This window comes from Mycobacterium sp. (assembly GCF_050701515.1).
Classification (GTDB): Bacteria; Actinomycetota; Actinomycetes; order Mycobacteriales; family Mycobacteriaceae; genus Mycobacterium.
The window spans coordinates 1-20,883 of sequence record NZ_JBOGDB010000037.1 but is presented as its reverse complement, the minus strand read 5'-3'; the positions used below and the strand labels follow the sequence as shown (position 1 = coordinate 20,883).

The following is a 20,883-nucleotide window of genomic DNA, read 5'->3' as shown; positions in this document are numbered from 1 at the left end:
CGTGGTGGCGTGCTGGGCGCCATCGTGATGATCCCGTCGGCACCGGTCCTGGTGTCCGAACTGACGGGGGCTGCCGCTGCGGAGGTGACCGATTTGCGCGACGCGGTGTTGGCGGCCGTCGCCGCGCTGCCGTCGCGGTGGATTGCCGTCGGTGTCGGGCCCGCCGATGCGGTCATCGGCCCGGAGCACAGCGGCACGTTCGCCGGATACGGCGTGGACGTGCGGGTGCGGTTGTCACCAGGACCGGACGGTCGGGCGCCCGCCAAGCTGCCGCTGTGCGCGCTGATCACCGGATGGGTCCGCGGGCAGGCCAAGCCGGATGCCCACGCCGAGGTACGGATGTACGCCGGCGACCACAGTGCCGACGCGGCGCTGGACCGCGGCCGTCGGCTGCGCGCGGAGATCGATGGGGCCGTCGACCCGATCGGCGTGCTGATCGTCGCGGACGGTGCCAACACCCTCAGCCAACGCGCTCCCGGCGGCCACGACCCGGAATCCATTGCGGTTCAGCACGGTCTCGACGAGGCGCTGGCCGCCGGGGACGTCGCCGCCCTGACCCGGCTGCCCGCGACGATCGTCGGCCGGGTCGCCTACCAGGTATTGGCCGGGCTGACCGAACCGGCGCCCCGGTCGGCCAAGGAGCTCTACCGGGGTGCGCCGTACGGTGTCGGCTACTTCGCCGGCGTCTGGCAGCCGTGACACGCCCGCTGGCGATCATCGGCCCGACCGGAACCGGCAAGTCCGCGCTGGCGCTGACGGTGGCCGAGCGGGTCGGCGGTGAAGTGATCAACGCCGACGCCATGCAGCTGTACCGCGGTATGGACATCGGCACCGCGAAACTCACCGCGGCCGAGCGACGGGGCGTGCCGCATCATCAGCTCGACGTGCTCGAGGTGACCGAGACGGCGACCGTCGCGCGTTATCAGCGGGCCGCCGCCGACGACGTGGAACGGATCTCGGCAGCCGGTGCGGTGCCGATCGTGGTGGGCGGATCGATGATGTATGTCCAATCGCTGCTCGACGAATGGGCGTTTCCGGCCACCGATCCCGGCGTGCGGGCCGGATGGGAGCTGCGGCTGGCCGAGATCGGCGCCGCCGGGCTGCACCAGGAGCTGGCCCGGATCGACGCCGCGGCCGCTTCATCGATCCTGCCCACCGACGGTCGGCGCATCGTGCGAGCGCTGGAGGTGGTGGAGTTGACCGGCAGGCCGTTCGCGGCCTCGGCGCCGGCCATCGGTACACCGCGCTGGGACACCGCGATCGTCGGATTAAACTGGGACACAAGGCTTCTGGACGAGCGGCTGGCGCAGCGCACCGAAAAGATGTTCGCCGACGGCCTGGTCGACGAGGTACGGGCCCTGCTGGAACGCGGCCTGCGCAGCGGCATCACCGCGTCGCGGGCGCTGGGTTACGCACAGGTCATCGCCGCGCTCGATGACGGCGGCGATGCCGGTCAGCTGGCCGCGGCGCGCGAGCAGACGTTCACCGGTACCCGGCGCTACGTGCGCAGGCAGCGGTCATGGTTCCGCCGCGATCACCGCGTCGCGTGGCTGGACGGCGCCGCTGACGACAACGTCGAACACACGCTGCGGATATGGCGGCACGTATCCTGATCGGGTGATCTTCGTCAAGGGCCACGGCACCCAGAACGATTTCGTGCTGTTGCCCGACCCCGACGCCCGGCTGACGCTGGAGCCCGCCGCGGTGGCCGCGCTGTGCGACCGCCGCCGGGGTCTTGGCGCCGACGGCGTGCTGCGGGTGACGATGGCCGGTGCGGCCGCCGACGCCGGGGTATTCGACCGGCTGCCAGAAGGCGTCGACGCGCGCGACTGGTACATGGACTATCGCAACGCCGACGGCTCGATCGCGCAGATGTGCGGCAACGGTGTTCGGGTGTTCGCCCACTACCTGCGGGCAAGCGAACTGGAGAGCCGCGACGAGTTCGTGGTCGGTTCCCTGGCCGGCCCCCGCCCGGTGGTGGTCAACCACGTCGATGCCACCAGCGCCGATGTCACTGTCGAAATGGGCAAGACCAACCAGCTCGGCACGGGCTCGGCAACCGTCGGCGGACGCCGCTTCACCGGCCTGGCCATCGACGTCGGCAACCCGCACCTGGCCTGCATCGACCCCGCGCTGACCGCGGTCGATCTGGCGGCCCTCGACGTCGCCGCGCCGGTGCAGTTCGACACCGGTCAATTCCCCGAGGGCGTCAATGTCGAAGTGCTCACCGCGCCCGCCGGTGATTCGCTGTCGATGCGGGTACACGAACGGGGTGTCGGCGAAACCCGCTCGTGCGGCACCGGAACGGTGGCCGCCGCCGTCGCCGCCCTGGCGCATCGGGGCGCCGCGACCGGAACCCTGCGAGTCTGCATCCCGGGCGGGGAGGTCACCGTCACCGTCACCGACGCCAGCAGTTACCTCCGCGGCCCGTCGGTACTGGTGGCACAGGGCGAGATATCCGAGGAATGGTGGCAGGCGCAACAGCGTTAATTCGGATGCACGAAGCGAGTTCAGCGTGCACCATTTCTGATTGCCTATGACATATCCCGAATTTCCTGTTAACGAGACACCCAGTGCGGGTGAGCTGGCCCTTGAGGACCGCACGGCGCTGCGCCGCGTGGCCGGTCTGTCGACCGAACTGGCCGACATCTCCGAGGTCGAATACCGGCAGCTGCGACTGGAGCGCGTCGTGCTGGTTGGTGTCTGGACCGAGGGCAGTGCGTCCGACGCAGCGGCCAGCCTGGCCGAGTTGGCTGCGCTCGCCGAGACCGCCGGCTCCGAAGTGCTCGAAGGCCTGATCCAGCGCCGCGACAAACCCGACGCCTCCACTTACATCGGCTCCGGCAAAGCTCAGGAGCTGCGCGACATCGTGGTGGCGACCGGGGCCGACACCGTGATCTGCGACGGCGAACTGAGCCCCGCGCAGCTGACCGCACTGGAGAAAGCCGTCAAGGTCAAGGTCATCGACCGCACCGCGCTGATCCTCGACATCTTCGCCCAGCACGCCACCAGCCGGGAAGGCAAGGCGCAGGTGACGTACGCGCAGATGGAGTACATGCTGCCGCGGCTGCGCGGCTGGGGTGAATCGATGTCCCGGCAGGCCGGTGGACGCGCCGGCGGCAGCGGTGGCGGCGTGGGCCTGCGCGGCCCCGGCGAGACCAAGATCGAGACCGACCGTCGCCGAATTCGCGAGCGAATGGCCAAGCTGCGCCGCGAGATCAAGGCCATGAAACGGGCGCGCGACACCCAGCGCAGCCGCCGGCTGGGTAGTGAGGTGCCGTCCATCGCGATCGTCGGCTACACCAACGCGGGAAAGTCCAGCCTGCTGAACGCGCTCACCGGTGCCGGTGCGCTGGTCGAGAACGCATTGTTCGCCACCCTCGAACCCACCACGCGCCGAGGCGAATTCGACGACGGCAGGCCATTCGTACTGACCGATACCGTCGGATTCGTCCGCCATCTGCCCACCCAGCTCGTCGAGGCCTTCCGGTCGACGCTGGAAGAAGTCGTCGATGCCGACCTGCTGGTGCATGTGGTGGACGGCTCTGACGTCAACCCGCTGGTGCAGATCAATGCGGTCCGCGAGGTGATCAACGACGTGATTGCCGACCGCGACGGTCGCCCAGCGCCAGAGCTGGTGGTGGTCAACAAGATTGACGCGGCGGGCGACCTGGCATTGGCCAAGCTTCGGCGTGCGTTGCCGGGCGCCGTCTTCGTCTCCGCACGAACCGGCGACGGGCTGGACCAGTTGCGGCAGCGGATGGGCCAGCTGGTGGTGCCCGCCGACACCATGGTCGATGTGACCATCCCGTACCACCGGGGCGACCTGGTGGCGCGGGTGCATACCGATGGCCGGGTGGACGCCACCGAGCACAACGCGGACGGCACCCGGATGAAGGCACGTGTGCCGATCCCGTTGGCGGCCAGCCTGCGTGAGTTCGCGACGTTCTAAGCATGAAAAATGGGGCACCCCTCGGCGCCCCATTTTCTGTGGTGACTAGTCCTGCTGTTCGGCGCGCTGGCGCTCTTCGGCGACCTTGGCCGCACCACGGGCGCCTTCGGCCTCCGCCTCCTTCTGGGCGGCATTGCGTTGGGCTTCGGCTTTGTCCTGCTGGGCCTGGCCTTCACGGAACAGATCATCGCGGCCGGCGACGGCACCGATAACCTCCTTGGCCTTGCCCTTCACGCCCTCGACGACGCCTTTGATGGCTTCCGCGGGCCCGCTTTTCTTTTCCGACATTGCCAGTTTCCTCCCTGTGAGAAACGGTGCTGTCCTTCTATTTCCCGAAGCAGCGGTTCGCCAAACGCGCGGCCAATGTTGCGTGCGGCAAGTCACATCGGTTGCACGACGTCGAAGACTTCGTCTGTCCGGCTGCTCATCACCCGTCGCGCGAGTTGCGCTTTGAGATCATCGAGCCGCTGCTCCTGCTCGTCGGTGCGGTGTTCGGTGCGTGCGAGATCGATGAACTCGTCGGTGACGTAGCCGTCGCGCAGCAGCAGCGTGACGGTTCGAGCGCCGATGCCGATGACGAACACGAAGTCCTCTAGCAGCCGGCCCCGATCAGATCTTACGAGGGAGCGGTCGACGGTGTAGCGCTCGTCGGAGACCGCGCGGGTCACCGCCTCGAACCCGTCGCGGGCGCCGGGACCGCGAAATGCCGTCTGCACCACAATGGATCGCCGCGGTGGAGGCCGTTCGGGAGAAAGCAATCCGAACGCGCGGTGCATGGCCTTGAATGCGACGGCCACGCCGCCGGGGGAGTGCGGCCCGTGGTAGCGCATCACGTCGTCGAACGTGAACGTGATTGTCTGACCGCGTTCTTCGACCGTCAGCGACTCGGTCACGGTCCACCAAAGAAGTCCCGGAGTTCCTCCGCAACCACATCAGGTTGGTCGATGGGCACGAGATGGTTGGCGTCGTCGACCAACCTGACCCGCGCCTGCGGCAGCTGTTGCCGGAACCGTTCGGCCATGCCGGTGATGAATTGCTGCGCGATTGGGCGCCATGAGTCGCTCCGGAGCCTTGGCCGCGATTGAGGCATGACCCACGCGTCGAAGGCATTTCCCGCCGAGGCTGGCGTGATGGACCGGAGCTGAAACCGGTAAATCATGGTGGCGAGCCACTTCGCGTGTTGGGCAATGACAATGCCCGCGGGGCCCACTAACGCCAGCCGCTCGACACGCTCGGGCCGCGACATCGCGTAGTGCGTCGCCTTGCTCTTGTTGAGGTCGCCGACCGCGTCGAGCATCCGGACGTGGTGCGACGCCGTGAGTGTCGGCAGCATTGGGATCCACATTGTGGAGCTCACCGCCAGCGCATGCAGTGCGACGAGCGGCGGCTTCGTCGGGTCCCCGGCCGTCAGCACGTGCGTCGTGCCGAAGGACGTCTCGACGTCTGACTCCTCGACGGGCACTGCCGATAGCGCGAGTGCCTCGTCGTAGAGGCGGCAGTACGCCTCCTGCGCGGCAACGGCCTTGAAACCCGATGGAGGTCCCGCCATGAGCGTGACTATGGCACGAAAGCGGCAGGCCCCGGGCCTTTCTCGACCGGCACGTGGCGCCGTTCCACGATCAGTGGGAGCAGGACAAGATCGTCGACCGTGGTGTCTGGCTGGAGGCCACCTGCTCACTAATCAGGAACGGTCTGACCGGCCACACCACGGTTAACCGGGGCCCGGACACGCTTTCGTTATGGTGTCTTACGTGACGCGTTGCTGACGGACGCGCTAGTTTCAGGGGGGATTTGCCGGCGCCGGGAGGGTGGAATGACTGGGCAGCGAGCGCTGCTGAACGCGACGATCGGGCGCGCGGCGGCCGGTCTGGTGGTGGCGGCAGCGGCACTCTTCCTGGCACCCGCCGCGGCGGCTGACCCGCAAAGCGATGCTGCCGGCGCGATCACTGCGGCGTGGGAGGCCAGCGGCGGCGCCACCGGCCCGATGGGGGCCAGCGACGGCGGCGTCTACCCCATCGGTGCGGGCTTCGGCCAGAACTTCGCCGGCGGGAAGATCTTCTTCACCCCGGACACCGGTGCCCACTTCATGGGCGGCGCGATCCTGCAGAAGTACCAATCGCTGGGTGGGCCGGCGGACAGTGACCTGGGCTTTCCCACCATCGACGAGGGTCCCGGCCGGGTCAGCCCGGAGAGCCGAAACAGCACGTTCAGCGCCGCGGACAAGCCGGTCATCTTCTGGACACCGGAAACCGGTGCCCATGTCGTTCGCGGCGCGATCAATGCCGCCTGGGACAAGCTGGGCGGCTCGGCCGGACCGCTCGGCGTCCCGACCGAGGACGAGGCGTACAAGGCCGACGTCGTCACGCAGAAGTTCACCGGGGGCGAGCTGTCCTGGAACTCCGAGACGAAGGCGTTCACGACGGTGCCGCCCGATCTGGCAGGGCAGTTGGCAGGGCTGCCCGTTCCCGAAGACGCCACCTCCGCGATCAACGCGGCCAGACGGGCGGCCGGTGGGGCGCTGGGCCCGCTGGGCGCCAAGCAGGGGCAGCAATACGCGATCGGTGCGGACGGCACGGGTCAGGACTTCGCCGGCGGCAAGATCTTCTACAGCCCTGCCACCGGGGCCAACGTCCTGACTGGTCAGGTCTTGAAGAAGTACGAAACCGTGGGCGGCCCGTCGGGCGACCTCGGCTTCCCGATCAGCAGTGAATCCGACGGCGGCCTACCGACGCCCAGCCGAATCAGCGCGTTCGCCGCGGAGGACAAGCCGGTCATCTTCTGGACACCCGACTACGGCGCGGTCATCGTGCGCGGAGCCATGAACGCCGCCTGGTCTGAACTGGACGGGCCGGCGGGCCCGCTTGGAGCGCCCACTGCCGACCAGACCGAAAACGGCACCGTCATCACGCAGACGTTCACCGGCGGAGACGTGTCCTGGGACTCCGAAACCAACAAGTTCACCACCCAGCCGCCCAACCTGGCGTCGGCGCTTTCCGGCCTGTCGGTGCCGGGATATGAGCCGCCAGAAGCGGGCTCATCTGCCGCAGATTCCGACGACAGCTGGTTCAAGCCGTCCTGGTGGTGGCTGCTGGCCATCGTTCCGTTGCTGGTGCTAGTGGCACTGGTGGCCACGGCGACGCTGCGAAATCGGAACCGCGGCGAGGTTGACCCGCTGGACGCCGCGTTCGACCTCGACACGGCCCACGACACCGCCGCCGAGGCCGAGGCGCTGCGACTGGAAAGCTTCGATGACCGGGCCGCCGGGCCGCTCGCCGATCACTTCGGTCGGCCGTCGGGTGTTCCGGCGTTCGGGCTGGGCGACCTGGAGCGTGACCCATCGCCGCCGTCCTTCGCACCGGCGGGCGGTGAGGATGACGTGTTCTCCGAGCTGGAACCCGACCCCGACGCGGTAGACACCGCGCCGACGCGCATCCCGTCCGACGCGCCCGCTGAGGCGCCGTCCGATGCGGATCCGCATTCCGGTCGCCACGCTGCGGTGGAACTCGACGAACCCGCTCCGGCCGTTCATGTGCCCGCCGACGTCCACGATGAGCCGGCCAGCGAAACCGATGGGTCGGACACCGGCCAGACGGCGATCCATCTGCCGCTGGGCGATCCGTATCTGGCGCCCACCGGGTATCCGATCAAGGCGGATACCAAGTCGGGTCTGTACTGGGCACCCGAAAGTGCGCTGTACGACCACGTGCCCGCCGAGATCTACTTCGCCAGCGAGGAATTCGCCCGCGCCAACGGCTTTCTGAGGGCCGATTAGCCGGCGTCAGATCTTCCGAATGACCGTGACAACCTTGCCCAGGACGGCGGCGTCGTTGCCGGGGATGGGATCGAACGCCGGATTATGCGGCATCAGCCACACCTGGCCGCGGGTGCGCTTGAACGTCTTCACCGTCGCCTCGCCGTCGATCATCGCGGCGACGATTTCGCCGTTGTCGGCCACGTTCTGTTGACGCACCACCACCCAGTCGCCGTCGCAGATCGCCGCGTCCACCATCGAGTCGCCGACCACCTTCAGCAGGAACAGCGACCCTTCCCCGACTAGTTCGCGGGGCAGCGGGAAGACATCTTCGACGGCCTCTTCGGCCAGGATCGGGCCACCGGCCGCGATTCGGCCCAGCACCGGGACGAAGGTCGGTTCCGGTAGCACGTCGGACCCGGCGACGTCCGTGCTCACCAGCGGCGTCACCGTATCGTCCGCGCCGCGCACGTCGACGGCCCGCGGCCGGTTCGGATCACGCCGCAGGTAGCCCTTGCGCTCCAGCGTGCGCAATTGGTGGGCCACCGACGAGGTCGAGGTCAGGCCCACCGCGTCACCGATCTCCCGGATGCTCGGGGGATAGCCGCGACTGGTCACCGAGGCCTTGATGACCTGAAGAACGGTGCGCTGCCGCTCGGTCAACCCGCCCTCCGGTCGCCGGCGGCCGGAGGGCTTGTCGGTGCCAGCGGTGCCGGTCGGGTTGTCGGTGCGGTCCTCGCTCATGCCGCTGAATGTAGTCGCAGCGGCGCCGATAATCAAACATGTGTTCGAGGCGTGTCGCGGACGCCCGTGCCTGGCCAGGGGCCGGCGAAATTTGTCGGTGGCCCGTTCTATCGTTGTGCAACAGTTCGATCACATGTTCTATCAATCGAACACCTGATCGACTAGAGTTCGAACACAGGAGCGAAAACGGCGCAACGGAAGGCAGGCAGATGACAGTCCTCGACACCCGAGAGGTCCTGGCAAAACCGGTGGTGCGGCGGCCAAACCGGGTGGCGCACTCGCGACGGCGTCCCGGTCCGGCCCGGCCGGGCGGTGCGCCGATGCGCCACCGCGGCACCGGCGTTCTGATGTCCCGCGCGTCGCACCGCAGCCGCCCGATCACCCCGGCGACCACCGTTGGGCTGGCGGTGCTTGCGGCGCTGATCACGGTGTGGCTCGGCGTGGTGGCGCAGTTCGGTGGGGTCGTCGGCACTAGCAGCACTTCAGCGCCGGTGCCGGACCGGCTGGCGGTGGTCCAGGTCCAGTCGGGCGAGACGCTGCAGCGGGTGGCCGCGCGGGTGGCTCCGGACGCGCCCGTCGGCAAGGTCGTCGAGCGCATCCGCGAACTCAATCAGCTGGAGTCCGCGGCGCTGGACGCCGGGCAGACATTGATTACTCCGATCGGCTGACGGTGCATCGTGCGCGGTGAAACGCACTGCCGCACAACGGTGGTGGTCGGTAGGCAGACCCGACAAGCATCAGTCACCCGGACTCTGGGCGCCCCGGAGAGCCCAAAGGTACGCTCAGAGGCGTTCGAGGTAGGTGTCTGTCGGCGCGGCGAAGGAGCAGTCATGCACTGTCCGTTCTGCCGTCACCCCGATTCACGGGTGGTTGATTCCCGGGAAACCGACGAGGGCCAGGCGATTCGGCGCCGCAGGTCGTGTCCGGAATGTGGCCGTCGGTTCAGCACCGTGGAGACCGCGGTGCTGGCGGTGGTCAAGCGCAGCGGTGTCACAGAGCCGTTCAGCCGCGAAAAGGTGATCAGGGGAGTGCGACGGGCCTGTCAGGGTCGCCAGGTCGACGACGACGCCCTGAACCTGCTGGCTCAGCAAGTGGAAGACACGGTGCGCGCAACCGGCTCTGCCGAGGTGCCAAGCCACGAGGTGGGGCTGGCCATTTTGGGGCCGCTTCGCGAACTGGACGAGGTCGCATACCTCCGCTTCGCGTCGGTCTACCGGTCGTTCTCCTCGGCGGAGGACTTCGAGCGTGAGATCGAGGCACTCCGGGCGCATCGCAAGGTTCCGACCTCGGGCTGATCGCCGCCGGATCAGTCGATCTGGACGGGGCCGTCGCTGACGACCCGGCCCGCGACGCGCACCCACCCCTCGGGACTCCATTGGGTATGGATGATTGACCCCTTGCCCTGGACGATGGTCAGGTCGCGGCTGAGGTAGTCGGTGATGCGCACGGCCGCCGCACCGGTGGCTTCGTCCTCGGGCACGCCGAGGCCGGCCGCGAACATCCGGGCGCGCAGCACGCCGTTGTCGCGGTCGGTCCACGTCCACAGGTAGTTCTGAATGTCGTCGGGGTAGTCATCCGGGTCCGCGGCCAGCAGCTCGTCGGTGGACTCGAAATCGTAGATGGCGAACTCGGGCGCCCAGTCGGCGCGGGCGCTGACCGCGGTCAGATCGTCGTCGTAGCTGACCTGGACGATGCCGGCAGGCACCTGCAGGGTGCGGACGGGCGTGCCCATCTCCCGCAGCCACCACGAGGCACCAACCGTCGGATGCCCCGCGAAAGGCAGTTCGGTGGCGGGGGTGAAAATTCGTGCGTGTGCGGTGCTGGCTCCGCGCTCCGGCACGTCGATGTATATCGTTTCGCTATAACCCAATTCGGTCGCTATGCGCTGTCGATCGCCGGGGTTCACCGTGCTGGCGTCGACCACCCCGAGTGGATTACCGAACTTCCCGTCCTTGTCGGTGAAAACGCGCAACACCGTCACGTCGATGGCCATGCGCCGATGCTACGACGTGCCGAGCCGGACAGGTCAGGGCCCACTAGCGGCCGTCGTCCCCGTCCTGGAAGCCTTCTTTGCCTCTCTGGTCCCGCTGTGCGAGGAATCGTTCGAACTCGGCGCCGAGCTCGTCACCGCTGGGCAGATCCTCGTCGCGCGCCAGCAGTGATCGGTTCTCCTGAGCGGCGATGAAGGCGTCGTACCGGCGCTCCAGGGCCTCTACCACTTGAGCGACTTCGGTGCTGGCGGATACCTGCTCGTCGATCTTGGCGTGCACATCGGCGGCCGCATCGGCCAGGGTCGTCAGCGGCAGCTGCAGCGAGCCGGTCTTCGCGACCTGGGTGAGCAGCGCCTCGGTGGCCGACGGGTAGTCGGTCTGAGCGAGATAGTGCGGCACGTGCACGGTGAACCCGACCACATCGTGACCGTGCTGGGCCATCCGGTACTCCAGCAGGTTGGACACGCTGCCGGGCACCTGCACTTCGCCCACCCACGGCTGGTGATCGGCGATCAGCTCCTTGTTGTTGGAGTGGGCGGTCAGCGTAATCGGGCGGGTGTGCGGCACCGCCATCGGAATGGTGCCGAGTCCGATCGTCTGGCGGACTCCGAGCCGCTCGGCCAACATTCGTACCGCGGTGATGAAGCGCTCCCAGCGCAGATCCGGCTCCATTCCCGCGAGCAGGAGGAACGGTGTCCCGACGCTGTCGTGCAGGGCGTGCAGGGTCAACTCGGGGTCCTCGTAATGGGTGAAGTGGTCGGTCTTGAACGTCATCAGCGGTCGGCGCGACCGGTAGTCGAGCAGTTCGTCGATGGCGAACGACGCCACCAGCTCGGTGTCCAGCGTGTTCTTGAGGTGCTGGGCCGCCAGCCGGATCGCGTGGCCGGCATCCGAGAAGCCCTCCAGGGCGTGGATCATGACCGGTCCGCGGCCGTCGGACGAGGACAGTTGGGGCGCGGGGAACTCCAGCTCGTACATCCCACTCTGCTCAGGCTGGTAATGCTCCTGGTTTTCGTCCATTGACCTCACCTCCTTGCCGCGGCCGTATAACCAGTGTCTCATCCACCCGGGCATGATCGGCTGGCATGCGGAGTTGGCTCTGCTGACGATCGGGCTGATGGCGACCGCGGTTACGAGCGGAACTGGCTGAGCGCGCGCAACTTGTTCATCACGTCCAGTGCGGCGACCTTATAGGCCTCCGAGAAGGTCGGGTAGTTGAAGACGGCGTCGACGAGGTACTCGACCGTGCCGCCGCAGCCCATCACCGCCTGGCCGATGTGCACCAGCTCGGTGGCGTTTGAGCCGAAGATGTGGACGCCCAACAGCCTGAGGTCTTCGGTGGACACCAACAGCTTGAGCATGCCGTACGAGTCGCCGGCGATCTGGCCACGGGCCAGCTCGCGATACCGGGACACGCCGACCTCGTAGGGGATGGAATCGCGGGTGAGATCCACCTCGGTGGCGCCGACGTAGGACACCTCGGGGATGGAGTAGATGCCGATCGGCTGCAGCTCGGTCATGCCCTTCGCCGGCTCGCCGAAGGCGTGGTATGCCGCCAGCCGGCCCTGATCCATCGACGTGGCGGCCAGCGCCGGAAAGCCGATCACGTCGCCGACGGCGTAGATGTGGTCGACCTTGGTCTGGAACTGATCGTCGACGAAGATCCGCCCGCGTCCGTCGACCTCGAGCCCGGCGTTCCCCGCGTCGAGGTGTTCGGTCTGGCCTTGCCGACCGGCCGAATACATCACCGTGTCGGCGGGAATCTGCTTCCCGCTGGCCAGCGTGGTCACGGTGCCCGCGGCGCCGACGTCGACCGCCGTCACCTCCTCGCTGAAGCGGAAAGTCACCGCCAGGTCGCGCAGGTGGAACTTCAGCGCCTCGACCACCTCGGGATCGCAGAACTCCAACATGGTGTCGCGCTTCTCCACCACGGTGACCTTGGTGCCGAGCGCGGCGAACATCGAGGCGTACTCGATGCCGATCACACCGGCGCCCACCACCACCATCGACGACGGCAGCAACTTCAGGTCGAGGATCCCGTCCGAGTCCAGCACCCGCTCCTCGTCGAACTCGACACCCGGCGGGCGGGCCGGCTTGGTGCCGGTGGCGACCACGATGTACTCACCGCTGACGGTGGTTTCCTCACCGCGGGATTGGTCCTCCACCAACACGGTGTGCGGATCGGTGAAACGGCCGTGCCCGGTGTAGAGGTCGACCCGGTTGCGCATCAGCTGATTGCGCACCACGTCCTGCTCCTTGGTGATGACGTGCGTGGTGCGGGAAAGTAGGTCTTGCGGCGTGATCTTCTCCTTGACGCGGTAGCTGGCGCCGTACAGCTCGCGCTGGCTCATGCCAGTCAGATAGACCACAGCCTCGCGCAGCGTCTTCGACGGGATGGTTCCGGTATTCACGCACACGCCGCCCAGCATCCGGCCGCGCTCGATAACGGCGACCGTCTTGCCGAGCTTTGCCGCCGCGATGGCGGCTTTTTGCCCGCCGGGACCCGAACCGATGACAACGAGGTCGTACTCCATCACCGAAGCCATATTTGAAGGTGTACGCCGATTGGCGCAATCTCGCATGCCGACGACATCAATAGCGCGCGAATTGATCTGCCGAAATTCTGCGATCGGCGTCCTTCCGCGCGCGCCTGAACGCCACCTGGAGCCGGCGATGAGACGATGACCGCAATGGTCAGCACGGTTCTGCGGTGTTCGCGCGGGTTCAGGCACCCCGCTGCCTGCTGCGCATTGTTGACGGTGGCGGCAATCCTTTGCGGCTGCACCCGCGCCATCAACGGGACGGTGCACGCGGTGGCACCGGACGGCGGGCCGGCGGAGCCGATTGCGGTGGCCGACTTGCTCATCGAGCCTGGACGATTCCCCGCGCAGTATCCGGCCGCCGTCCTGGATCCGAACGAGGCCTACCGCGTGCTGCACGAGATCGACGGCGTGGCGGCCGGATCCGTTGTCGCACCGCCCGAATGTGCGCCGCCGCCGGTGGTGGCGCCGCACAGCGCCGCCGTGCAGGGCATCGATCACCTCAACGCCGGCAGACTCATCGTCACGGTGACCCGGCCGGCGCCCTCGCTGCGCGCCAGGGTCGATCAGTTGGCCGGCTGCGAGTCCTTCACCAGCTCGCTGGGCGATGATGTGTCGACGGTGACGGTGAGCCTGCCGCCCGCGCCGCCGGTGGACGCAGACGACAGCTACGCCGTCGATCAGACCGTGACATCGGCTTCAGAGTCCTCGGAGTCTTCGGAAACCCGAATGCTGACGTTGGTCGCCCGGATCGCCGATGTGCAGGTCAGCGCCGGCTGGCTGCTGGACGGCGCCTCCGAAACCGCATCGGAGACCCAGGCGCTGGACACCCTCTTCGCCGATGCGGTGCTGAAAGTGCGCCGCCTGGTTCCGCGGTAGCGGTCATACCCAGTCGCACGTTCATCCCCAGCCGCGTCGTGTCGCCCTTCTGCGCCGGCCTACTTGACGGCGCCGCTCGAGACCGTCGTGGCATGACGACATCGCAATCCGACTTCCAGCTGAACCGGCCCGGCGCACTGATCGCGGCACTGCCCGCCGTTTTGGGCTTCGTGCCCGAAAAGTCCCTCGTCCTGGTGACCGTCGATCGCGGCGAGATGGGTTGCGTTATGCGCGTTGATCTTTCGCCCGAGCTGTACGATTCGGTCGCCCACGTGGCCGAGGTGGCCGCTGCCGCCAGACCGGATGCCGCGATCGCGGTGGTGGTCGACGCAGAAGGCGCGGACTGCCGGCTGTGCAACGACGAATACCGCAGACTGGCCAACAGCCTCACGGATCGGTTGGCCGAACATCGGATCGAGCTGCTCGACGTCCACGTCGTCGACCGGGTTGCTGCGGGCGGTCGCTGGCATTGCCTGGACGGAGGCGGCGGCGTCATCGACGACCCGTCCACGTCTCCGCTGGCGATGGCCGCCGTGCTGGAAGGTCGCCGGTTGTACGCGCGTCGCGCCGAGCTTCAGCAGGTCATCGAGGTCGTCGACCCAGCCGCGAGCGAGGCACTGGCCGCAATCATCCGCGCGCAGGCCGATGCCCGCAAAGTCGACGCGCGGCGCGATATCGAGGAAGCGATGGCGGCGGCGACCCGGGTGGCCGCCGGGAAGGCGCTGCCCGAGCCCAGGCTGGCCCGGCTGGCGTGTGCGTTGACCGATCCGCAGGTGCGCGACACGCTCTACGCCCTGGCCGTCGGCGACAGCGCCGCGCAGGCGGAGTCGCTGTGGGCGTTGCTGTCTCGGACACTTCCCGCGCCGTGGCGCGTCGAGGCGCTTGTGCTGCTGGCGTTTTCGGCCTATGCGCGCGGTGACGGTCCATTGGCCGGGGTGTCGCTGGAGGCGGCGCTGCGGTGCGATCCCACCCACCGGATGGCGGGCATGCTCGACACCGCGCTGCAGTCGGGGATGCGGCCCGAACAGATTCGGGAACTGGCCCGCACCGGCTACCGGCTCGCAAAACGGCTCGGTGTGCGGCTACCGAATCGGTGCGTTAGACCTTCTCGACCTTGACGGCGTGCGCCATCTCGTGCGGCAGCTCCACCTGCTCGTGTCCCGGGATCACGATCATCACGCCGCCGTTGGGGCCGGCTTCGACAGTCACCCGGGCGTTGGGCACCACGCCGGCATCCTTGAGCCGCGCGATCAGGGTGGAGTCGCCCTGGACGTGCTCGGTCAACTGACGCACCACCACCGCGACCGGGAACCCGGCCGGCAGCTCGGTGAGCCGAACCAGGTTGCGGTCCTCGGAACCGATCGAATCGCCGACGCCCAGCTCGGACAGGCCCGGGATGGGGTTTCCGAACGGGGACACGGTCGGGTTGTCGAGCACCTGCACGAGGCGGCGTTCGACGTCCTCGCTCATCACATGCTCCCAGCGGCAGGCCTCGGCGTGGACTTCCTCCCACGGCAGCCCGATCACATCGACGAGCAGCCGCTCGGCCAGCCGATGCTTGCGCATCACGGCGATCGCCAGGGCGCGGCCCTTGTCGGTCAGCTCCAGGTGCCGGTCACCGGCAACATGCAGCAGGCCGTCACGTTCCATCCGCGACACGGTTTGGCTGACGGTGGGTCCGCTCTGCTCCAGACGCTCGGCGATGCGGGCCCGCAGCGGCACCACGCCCTCTTCTTCGAGGTCGTAGATGGTGCGCAGGTACATCTCGGTGGTATCGACAAGATCGTTCATGGCAGCCTCCGTCACGCCAGAGTCTACCGGCCTAGCTGCGCGAATAGGGTTGCAACATTCTGTCGACCTAACAAAAAGCCCGCCGGAGGGGAGGCCGGCGGGCTTTTTGGAAGGGGTCTCTAGCTGGCGTAGGAGCGCAGCCGGTCGGCCCGCTCGCCATTGCGCAGCTTGGCCATGACTTCGCGCTCTATCTGGCGCACCCGCTCCCGGGACAACCCAAACAGCTTGCCGATCTGGTCGAGGGTGCGGGGCTGGCCGTCGTCGAGGCCGAACCGCAGCCGGATCACCTGCTGCTCGCGCTCGTCGAGGGTGGCCAACACGTGCCGGATGTCGGTGTGCAGCAGCTCGGAGATGACGGCGTTCTCGGCGGACATCGCCTCGGCGTCCTCGATGAAGTCGCCCAGCGGCGCTTCCTCGTCGCTGCCCACCGGCATGTCCAGGCTCACCGGGTCGCGGCTGTGCTCGAGCAAATCGGTGATCTTCTCCACCGGGATGCCCGACTCGGTCGCCAGCTCCTCGTCGGTGGCCTCACGACCGAGGTTCTGGTGCATCTCCCGCTTGATGCGGGCCAGCTTGTTCACCTGCTCGACGAGATGCACGGGCAGCCGGATGGTGCGGCTCTGGTCGGCCATGCCGCGGGTGATCGCCTGCCGGATCCACCAGGTGGCATAGGTGGAGAACTTGAAGCCCTTGCTGTAGTCGAACTTCTCCATTGCCCGGATCAGCCCTAGGTTGCCCTCCTGGATCAGATCCAGCAGCGGCATGCCGCGACCGGTGTAGCGCTTCGCCAGCGACACCACCAGACGCAGGTTGGCCTCCAGCAGATGACTGCGGGCCGCCCGGCCGTCGCGGACGATGACGGCGAGATCGCGTTTGCGGTTCTCGCCGAGACGCTTGCGGGTTTCCAACAGATGCTGCGCGTAAAGCCCAGCCTCGATGCGCCTTGCGAGCTCGACCTCGTCGGCGGCATTGAGCAAGGCCGTTTTGCCGATGCCGTTCAGGTACACGCGCACGAGATCCGCGGCTGGACTCTGAGCGTCCAGATCGTGGTCAACGCGGCTTGTGGTGGCACCTGCCATTACGGCCTCCTGCTCGGCTGGAACTGTCATGAGGTTCAACGCCCAATTGCGACCAAGAGTTCCCACCAACGAGCCGATTCACACCTGCTGATCTGCGGTTATTTGCCACCGATCTGAGAATGTCCTGAGAATAGGGCTAGAAGCTCCTCAAGAAGGAACATCGCCCTTCGAATCGACGCCGTCCGGTTGCGGCGCGGGCTGTGCCCGGCGCTCCAGTGCGGGCCGTTCGGCGGTGGGGAACAGCGGTATTCGCCGCGCGGCGTAGCGCCGGGGCTCGTCGGCCCGGCGGGGTGGCCGGTCGTTGGCGATGAGCACCGCGATCCACGGCAACGGCACGGACACCACGATGATCGCCAGCGAGATGAGGCCGTTCTCCCAGATGCCGTACGCCACCGCGGCGAGGATCAGCGCCGGGACGCGGCATGACATCAGGATCACGTACTTGCGCACCCGTGCGCGGTGCTGCTCCTCAAAGGCGGGCGCGGCGCGGGTGATCAGAACCGGCCGACCATCGTCGTCGAAACCCAGCTCTTGGCCGTGTTTCATACCCCCACTGTTCCACATTCGACCCCGGCCAAACCGATCCGTTTCTTACCGATGCGCTGCCGGGGCACAATGGACGAATGCGAACCCAGACGATCGAGCGCACCGACACCGACGAACGCGTCGACGACGGGACCGACAGCGATACCCCGAAGTACTTCCACTACGTCAAGAAGGACAGGATCGCCGAGAGCGCCGTCATGGGTACGCACGTCGTTGCGCTGTGCGGTGAGGTGTTTCCGGTGACGAAGGCGGCGAAGCCGGGTTCACCGGTGTGCCCGGATTGCAAGCGGATCTACGAGAAGCTCAAGATGTAACGGAGTCGGCGCCGCTCTCATCGCTGTCTGCTGCTCTTCGCCCGAGTGGCTCATCGGTCGTGTTGAGGGATTCGGCCTTCTCTTCCAGCCAACCGCGGATCCGGCGGGCGTGGGTCACCGGTGCCGGCCATTCCTCCTGGATTGCGGCGTTCAACTCGGCGCCCAGCATGATGGCGAAGCCCAGGAAGAATGCGAACAGCAGGAACGCGATCGGCGTCGCCAGCGCGCCGTAGGTGTAGCCGGTCCTGGTGATCCACGTCAGGTATACCCGTAGCCCGAGCGTGGCCAGTAGGAACACCGTGCTGGCCAGGATCGAGCCCAGGATGAGCCGGTGGCTGGGCAGCGGCTTGGGCAGCGATACCCGGTAGAGGATGTTCACCGCGACCACCAGACTGAGAAACAACACCGGGTAATAGCCGTACTGCAGCACGTTGTCCCAGCTCTTCGGGGTGTACTCGGCGATCTTGCGCGGCCCGACTGCCACGAACGGCGCGGCCGCGATCGCCAACACCAGCATCACTACGTAGAGACCCAGCGCGTAGAACCGCTGGCGCACCGGATGCCGCAGCGGTGTCTGGTCGTGGGCCTCGACGATGGAATCGACGAACGCCGAGATGGCCGACGATCCGGCAAACAACGAGATGATGAAGCCCAGCGACACCACCTCGCCGCGGGCGCCCTGCACGATGTCGCGGACGGTGGGCTCGATGATTTCGATGACGATGTTCGGCGAGAAGAAGCTGTTGGCGGTGCTGATCAGCTGCTCCTCGATGGCCGGCAGCGTGCCCGGCCCGAACAGCGGCGCGATGTAGGCCAGGCTGCCGAGCATCCCCAACAGCAGCGGCGGCAGCGACAACGCCGACCAGAACGCGGCCTGCGCGGACTCCGAGAAGATCGAATCGTCCCAGCTTTTCGACAGCGTCCGTCGCACGATGTGCCAGATGTGATGACGCGACGGCTTCACCGGAGGCTGGTCGTTCATGACCAGTCCAGCATTCCTGACGAAACGCCGTCCTGCCCAGATGGGGACGATCCGCTTACGCGTCCAGCGGTGCGGCCTCCAGCACGGCGGCCAACTCAATCAACTTGGCCTCATGCTTGTTGGCGTGGTGCCGGCAGAACAGCAGCTCGGCTCCGGAGGGCAACTTGGCGCGCACCCGCGCTGCGGCGCCGCATCGATCGCAGCGATCAGCGCTGGTCAGCTCGGGACTGGTCAGCGTGGCGTTCATGGCACCTCCGTACAGCTCGGGTATCTCTACTCTCTCAGACGCCTTGGCTTTCGGCGTTGTTCCCATGCCGTATACGGGTGTGTCGTTTTTCACGCACGCCCGCGTTACCTGCCTCCCGGCAGGCTGGGGGAATGAACCCGACACCATCCGTCCTCGTGCACCTATGCGGTGCCGACGAGTGGCGGCTGGCCCAGGCCTCCGGCGAGCACCGGCCGGGATCGGTGGACGACGTCGGGTTCGTCCATCTTTCGACGCCTGAGTAGGTGCATCTCCCGGCCAACCGGCTCTACGCCGGCCGCAACGACCTGGTGCTGCTGCGCCTGGCTCCCGAGCGCCTGGCGGCGCCGGTCCGCTGGGAGCCCGGTGTGCCGACAGACCCCGACTCGATGCTGTTCCCGCACCTGTACGGACCGCTGCCGGTCGGCGCTGTGATAAGTGTCACGCCCTATCTGCCGGACGCCGACGGCCGGTTCTCGCCGCTGGCCCCGCAGATATAGGCGTCGACCTCGATCTCCACCATCGGCTCCGGCGAGATCAACGAGGACACCTCCACCATCGTGGCGGCCGGGCGGATGTCGCCGAACACCTCGGCATGCACGTCCGCGACCTCGCGCCAGCGTGAGATGTCGGTGACGTACATCCGGGTGCGCACCACGTCGGACATCGAAGCTTCGACCTCGTTGAGTGCGGTTTCGATGCGACGCAACGCTTCTCGTGCTTGATCGGCAATGGTGTCACCCGATGCGGTGGTCCCTGAGACCACGACAAGGGGACCGGTGCGCACCGCGCGTGAATAGCCGACCGTGGTCTCGAATTCCGAGCCCGACGACACATTGCGGCGCTGGGTCATCAGTACAAACTAGTGGCGAGGGTCCCCGAGGTGCACTCGACTACCTACACTGACCCACCGTGGGCATTCTGTTGGGCTTTGCGCCGTGGATCGTCTATTGGGTGCTGGTGGGCAACGTCCCCTTCACCACGGCAGTATTGGTGGCGCTCGCCATCGCCGTGTGCTCGTTCGTGATCGGACGCGTCAGGGGGGCGTCAGGGCGCACACTCGAAATCGGAGCTGTCGGAACGTTTCTCGTGCTGACCGTGCTGACGTTCACGCTGAGCCAGGACTTCATGGAGCGTTGGATGCAGCCGCTCAGCAACGCCGGGATCTTCCTGGTGGCGCTCACCGGTGTCCTGATCGGCAGGCCGTTCGTGCGCGAGTTCGCCGAAGTGGGCCAGCCAAAGGAAGTCGTCGAGAGCGACGTGTTCGGCCGCATCACCTCGCTGTTGACCTGGATCTGGGTCGCCGCCTTCGCGGGCATGACGGTGTCGTCGGCGATTCCGCCGATTGTGCAGGGCGACGCGACCATTCTGGACACGAGGACGCCGCTGTCGTTCGTCTGCTACTGGGTCATTCCGTTCACGCTGCTGGGCCTGGCGGCTCTGGCGTCACGGGTCCTGCCCGAGCGGATGGCTCCCGACCCGGAGGAAATCGTCCGTAAGACATCATTCGTCGCGTTTGCCGAAGCGGAGATCGACCAGCTCATGTACCTCGCAACCGAACACGCCAACCGCGAAGTCGGCGCCGGCAAGGAGCCATACCAGATCAGGATCGGGAGCAAGGGCATTCCGCTCATGGGAGACGAGACGCGAGAGTCGTGGCCCTCGACGTACAAAGTCCGCGAGAAACGGCACTAGGACACCCGCGGTCAGTGGCCCGTCCGTAACTCCGGGCAGAGCTCGGTCACAGCCGCCGACAGAAGTTCCCAGTTCTGGGCCGCGCTCAGACGAGGTCCGTCGCCAACGGCGGGATTCTGTGCTGCCAGCACCGCCGAGAGCGGGATGTCATTGGTGAGGTCGATGCACGCGGCCCGGCCCAGCGTCAGCGCTTTGTCGTCGGTCAGCGGCATCTCCGCGGCTTGCACCCGGTCGAGAAAACCGGCATCGTCCGCCTGAGCCGTCGCCGGGACGGCCACCGCGGCGAAGGCCAGCACGGCGGCGAGAACGGCGATGCCAATCGCGCTGATTGTTCCCATTGTCGCTGATGTGTCCTCAGTCCAGGTAGTCGCGCAG

25 protein-coding genes and 2 pseudogenes are annotated in these 20,883 nt (G+C 67.2%); 13 read left to right on the top strand and 14 right to left on the bottom strand.

Annotated elements, in window-relative coordinates:
- Positions 1-9: 9 nt before the first annotated feature.
- Genes ACRDU5_RS03070 through hflX form a run of 4 tightly spaced genes read left to right on the top strand, consistent with a single transcriptional unit; the run spans position 10 to position 3,952 of the window.
- Entirely contained in the window at positions 10-699 is a 690-nt protein-coding gene (locus tag ACRDU5_RS03070; RefSeq protein WP_526612740.1) for a class III extradiol ring-cleavage dioxygenase family protein, read from the top strand.
- Positions 696-1,613: a tRNA (adenosine(37)-N6)-dimethylallyltransferase MiaA gene (gene miaA / locus ACRDU5_RS03065; RefSeq protein ID WP_526612739.1), complete on the top strand. Its 918-nt coding sequence runs from the start codon at positions 696-698 to the stop codon at positions 1,611-1,613. The genes ACRDU5_RS03070 and miaA overlap by 4 nt, the downstream gene beginning before the upstream one ends.
- A 4-nt stretch (positions 1,614-1,617) precedes the next feature.
- Positions 1,618-2,490 carry a diaminopimelate epimerase gene (gene dapF / locus ACRDU5_RS03060; RefSeq protein WP_526612738.1) on the top strand — a complete coding sequence of 291 codons (873 nt, stop codon included), beginning with the start codon at positions 1,618-1,620 and terminating at the stop codon, positions 2,488-2,490.
- 46 nt (positions 2,491-2,536) lie between these two features.
- Positions 2,537-3,952 carry a GTPase HflX gene (hflX, locus tag ACRDU5_RS03055; RefSeq protein WP_526612737.1) on the top strand — a complete coding sequence of 472 codons (1,416 nt, stop codon included), beginning with the start codon at positions 2,537-2,539 and terminating at the stop codon, positions 3,950-3,952.
- A 45-nt stretch (positions 3,953-3,997) separates the two neighbouring features.
- Here hflX and mbp1 read toward each other — a convergent pair whose 3' ends face one another.
- From mbp1 to ACRDU5_RS03040, 3 genes are all read right to left on the bottom strand, one after another.
- Complete coding sequence (mbp1, locus tag ACRDU5_RS03050; protein WP_526612736.1) at positions 3,998-4,240, bottom strand: microaggregate-binding protein 1; 243 nt, start codon at positions 4,238-4,240, stop codon at positions 3,998-4,000.
- A 92-nt stretch (positions 4,241-4,332) separates the two neighbouring features.
- Positions 4,333-4,845, bottom strand: a complete 513-nt coding sequence (locus ACRDU5_RS03045) for a hypothetical protein (protein ID WP_526612735.1) — start codon at positions 4,843-4,845, stop codon at positions 4,333-4,335.
- A complete protein-coding gene (locus tag ACRDU5_RS03040) occupies positions 4,842-5,501 on the bottom strand; it encodes an alpha/beta fold hydrolase (protein ID WP_526612734.1) in 660 nt (219 codons plus the stop codon). Before ACRDU5_RS03040 ends, ACRDU5_RS03045 begins: the two co-directional genes overlap by 4 nt.
- A gap of 32 nt (positions 5,502-5,533) precedes the next feature.
- Between ACRDU5_RS03040 and ACRDU5_RS03035 the strand changes: the two are divergent.
- Positions 5,534-5,620: pseudogene (locus tag ACRDU5_RS03035) on the top strand (hypothetical protein); the annotation flags it as partial.
- Between the two features lie 145 nt (positions 5,621-5,765).
- Positions 5,766-7,724 (top strand): LGFP repeat-containing protein, encoded by a 1,959-nt coding sequence (locus ACRDU5_RS03030; protein ID WP_526612733.1) that lies wholly within the window; start codon positions 5,766-5,768, stop codon positions 7,722-7,724.
- Between the two features lie 6 nt (positions 7,725-7,730).
- Here ACRDU5_RS03030 and lexA read toward each other — a convergent pair whose 3' ends face one another.
- Positions 7,731-8,447, bottom strand: a complete 717-nt coding sequence (lexA, locus tag ACRDU5_RS03025) for a transcriptional repressor LexA (protein ID WP_526612732.1) — start codon at positions 8,445-8,447, stop codon at positions 7,731-7,733.
- Positions 8,448-8,656: 209 nt separating this feature from the next.
- Between lexA and ACRDU5_RS03020 the strand changes: the two genes are divergently transcribed.
- Positions 8,657-9,115 (top strand): LysM peptidoglycan-binding domain-containing protein, encoded by a 459-nt coding sequence (locus ACRDU5_RS03020; protein ID WP_526612731.1) that lies wholly within the window; start codon positions 8,657-8,659, stop codon positions 9,113-9,115.
- Positions 9,116-9,277: 162 nt separating this feature from the next.
- The gene (gene nrdR / locus ACRDU5_RS03015; protein ID WP_526612730.1) at positions 9,278-9,742 is read left to right on the top strand and encodes a transcriptional regulator NrdR; all 465 of its coding nucleotides are present in this window, start codon (positions 9,278-9,280) and stop codon (positions 9,740-9,742) included.
- A gap of 11 nt (positions 9,743-9,753) precedes the next feature.
- On the opposite strand, the gene ACRDU5_RS03010 is transcribed toward nrdR, so the two are convergent.
- From ACRDU5_RS03010 to sthA, 3 genes are all read right to left on the bottom strand, one after another.
- Complete coding sequence (locus ACRDU5_RS03010; RefSeq protein ID WP_526612729.1) at positions 9,754-10,440, bottom strand: PhzF family protein; 687 nt, start codon at positions 10,438-10,440, stop codon at positions 9,754-9,756.
- A gap of 43 nt (positions 10,441-10,483) precedes the next feature.
- The gene (locus tag ACRDU5_RS03005) at positions 10,484-11,458 is read right to left on the bottom strand and encodes a proteasome assembly chaperone family protein (protein WP_526612728.1); all 975 of its coding nucleotides are present in this window, start codon (positions 11,456-11,458) and stop codon (positions 10,484-10,486) included.
- 110 nt (positions 11,459-11,568) lie between these two features.
- Positions 11,569-12,975 (bottom strand): Si-specific NAD(P)(+) transhydrogenase, encoded by a 1,407-nt coding sequence (gene sthA / locus ACRDU5_RS03000; protein ID WP_526612766.1) that lies wholly within the window; start codon positions 12,973-12,975, stop codon positions 11,569-11,571.
- Between the two features lie 144 nt (positions 12,976-13,119).
- Between sthA and ACRDU5_RS02995 the strand changes: the two genes are divergently transcribed.
- On the top strand, positions 13,120-13,857 hold the full coding sequence (locus tag ACRDU5_RS02995; protein WP_526612727.1) for a hypothetical protein: 738 nt from the start codon (positions 13,120-13,122) through the stop codon (positions 13,855-13,857).
- A gap of 92 nt (positions 13,858-13,949) precedes the next feature.
- Positions 13,950-14,975 carry a DUF4192 family protein gene (locus ACRDU5_RS02990; RefSeq protein WP_526612726.1) on the top strand — a complete coding sequence of 342 codons (1,026 nt, stop codon included), beginning with the start codon at positions 13,950-13,952 and terminating at the stop codon, positions 14,973-14,975.
- Here ACRDU5_RS02990 and ACRDU5_RS02985 read toward each other — a convergent pair.
- The 3 genes from ACRDU5_RS02985 to ACRDU5_RS02975 form a co-directional block, all read right to left on the bottom strand.
- The gene (locus ACRDU5_RS02985) at positions 14,956-15,648 is read right to left on the bottom strand and encodes an iron-dependent transcriptional repressor DtxR (RefSeq protein ID WP_526612725.1); all 693 of its coding nucleotides are present in this window, start codon (positions 15,646-15,648) and stop codon (positions 14,956-14,958) included. The two genes, ACRDU5_RS02990 and ACRDU5_RS02985, sit on opposite strands and share 20 nt — an antisense overlap.
- 119 nt (positions 15,649-15,767) lie before the next feature.
- Positions 15,768-16,727, bottom strand: a complete 960-nt coding sequence (locus ACRDU5_RS02980) for a sigma-70 family RNA polymerase sigma factor (protein WP_526612724.1) — start codon at positions 16,725-16,727, stop codon at positions 15,768-15,770.
- 147 nt (positions 16,728-16,874) lie between these two features.
- Complete coding sequence (locus ACRDU5_RS02975; RefSeq protein WP_526612723.1) at positions 16,875-17,291, bottom strand: DUF3099 domain-containing protein; 417 nt, start codon at positions 17,289-17,291, stop codon at positions 16,875-16,877.
- A 59-nt stretch (positions 17,292-17,350) separates the two neighbouring features.
- On the opposite strand from ACRDU5_RS02975, the gene ACRDU5_RS02970 reads away from it, so the two are divergent.
- Positions 17,351-17,587: a DUF3039 domain-containing protein gene (locus ACRDU5_RS02970; RefSeq protein ID WP_526612722.1), complete on the top strand. Its 237-nt coding sequence runs from the start codon at positions 17,351-17,353 to the stop codon at positions 17,585-17,587.
- On the opposite strand, the gene ACRDU5_RS02965 is transcribed toward ACRDU5_RS02970, so the two are convergent.
- Both ACRDU5_RS02965 and ACRDU5_RS02960 read right to left on the bottom strand, forming a co-directional pair.
- Complete coding sequence (locus ACRDU5_RS02965; RefSeq protein WP_526612721.1) at positions 17,577-18,569, bottom strand: YhjD/YihY/BrkB family envelope integrity protein; 993 nt, start codon at positions 18,567-18,569, stop codon at positions 17,577-17,579. The two genes, ACRDU5_RS02970 and ACRDU5_RS02965, sit on opposite strands and share 11 nt — an antisense overlap.
- A 55-nt stretch (positions 18,570-18,624) precedes the next feature.
- Positions 18,625-18,816, bottom strand: a complete 192-nt coding sequence (locus tag ACRDU5_RS02960; protein ID WP_526612720.1) for a DUF7455 domain-containing protein — start codon at positions 18,814-18,816, stop codon at positions 18,625-18,627.
- A 131-nt stretch (positions 18,817-18,947) separates the two neighbouring features.
- On the opposite strand from ACRDU5_RS02960, the pseudogene ACRDU5_RS02955 reads away from it, so the two are divergent.
- A pseudogene (locus tag ACRDU5_RS02955) lies at positions 18,948-19,313 on the top strand (DUF952 domain-containing protein).
- On the opposite strand, the gene ACRDU5_RS02950 reads toward ACRDU5_RS02955, so the two are convergent.
- Entirely contained in the window at positions 19,262-19,669 is a 408-nt protein-coding gene (locus ACRDU5_RS02950) for a RidA family protein (protein WP_526612765.1), read from the bottom strand. The pseudogene ACRDU5_RS02955 and the gene ACRDU5_RS02950 overlap by 52 nt on opposite strands.
- 56 nt (positions 19,670-19,725) lie before the next feature.
- Here ACRDU5_RS02950 and ACRDU5_RS02945 point away from each other — a divergent pair, with 56 nt between their 5' ends.
- Entirely contained in the window at positions 19,726-20,508 is a 783-nt protein-coding gene (locus tag ACRDU5_RS02945; RefSeq protein ID WP_526612719.1) for a hypothetical protein, read from the top strand.
- 11 nt (positions 20,509-20,519) lie between these two features.
- Here ACRDU5_RS02945 and ACRDU5_RS02940 read toward each other — a convergent pair.
- Positions 20,520-20,883: DUF732 domain-containing protein (locus ACRDU5_RS02940; RefSeq protein WP_526612718.1), on the bottom strand; the 364-nt coding region annotated here is incomplete at its 5' end.

Coding starts and splice junctions, on each gene's coding strand:
- hflX (WP_526612737.1), top strand. CDS start 2,537: ATGACATATCCCGAATTTCCTGTTAACGAGACACCCAGTGCGGGTGAG.
- mbp1 (WP_526612736.1), bottom strand. CDS start 4,240: ATGTCGGAAAAGAAAAGCGGGCCCGCGGAAGCCATCAAAGGCGTCGTC.
- ACRDU5_RS03040 (WP_526612734.1), bottom strand. CDS start 5,501: ATGGCGGGACCTCCATCGGGTTTCAAGGCCGTTGCCGCGCAGGAGGCG.
- ACRDU5_RS03030 (WP_526612733.1), top strand. CDS start 5,766: ATGACTGGGCAGCGAGCGCTGCTGAACGCGACGATCGGGCGCGCGGCG.
- lexA (WP_526612732.1), bottom strand. CDS start 8,447: ATGAGCGAGGACCGCACCGACAACCCGACCGGCACCGCTGGCACCGAC.
- ACRDU5_RS03020 (WP_526612731.1), top strand. CDS start 8,657: ATGACAGTCCTCGACACCCGAGAGGTCCTGGCAAAACCGGTGGTGCGG.
- nrdR (WP_526612730.1), top strand. CDS start 9,278: ATGCACTGTCCGTTCTGCCGTCACCCCGATTCACGGGTGGTTGATTCC.
- ACRDU5_RS03010 (WP_526612729.1), bottom strand. CDS start 10,440: ATGGCCATCGACGTGACGGTGTTGCGCGTTTTCACCGACAAGGACGGG.
- ACRDU5_RS03005 (WP_526612728.1), bottom strand. CDS start 11,458: ATGGACGAAAACCAGGAGCATTACCAGCCTGAGCAGAGTGGGATGTAC.
- ACRDU5_RS02995 (WP_526612727.1), top strand. CDS start 13,120: ATGACCGCAATGGTCAGCACGGTTCTGCGGTGTTCGCGCGGGTTCAGG.
- ACRDU5_RS02990 (WP_526612726.1), top strand. CDS start 13,950: ATGACGACATCGCAATCCGACTTCCAGCTGAACCGGCCCGGCGCACTG.
- ACRDU5_RS02985 (WP_526612725.1), bottom strand. CDS start 15,648: ATGAACGATCTTGTCGATACCACCGAGATGTACCTGCGCACCATCTAC.
- ACRDU5_RS02980 (WP_526612724.1), bottom strand. CDS start 16,727: ATGGCAGGTGCCACCACAAGCCGCGTTGACCACGATCTGGACGCTCAG.
- ACRDU5_RS02975 (WP_526612723.1), bottom strand. CDS start 17,291: ATGTGGAACAGTGGGGGTATGAAACACGGCCAAGAGCTGGGTTTCGAC.
- ACRDU5_RS02970 (WP_526612722.1), top strand. CDS start 17,351: ATGCGAACCCAGACGATCGAGCGCACCGACACCGACGAACGCGTCGAC.
- ACRDU5_RS02965 (WP_526612721.1), bottom strand. CDS start 18,569: ATGAACGACCAGCCTCCGGTGAAGCCGTCGCGTCATCACATCTGGCAC.
- ACRDU5_RS02960 (WP_526612720.1), bottom strand. CDS start 18,816: ATGAACGCCACGCTGACCAGTCCCGAGCTGACCAGCGCTGATCGCTGC.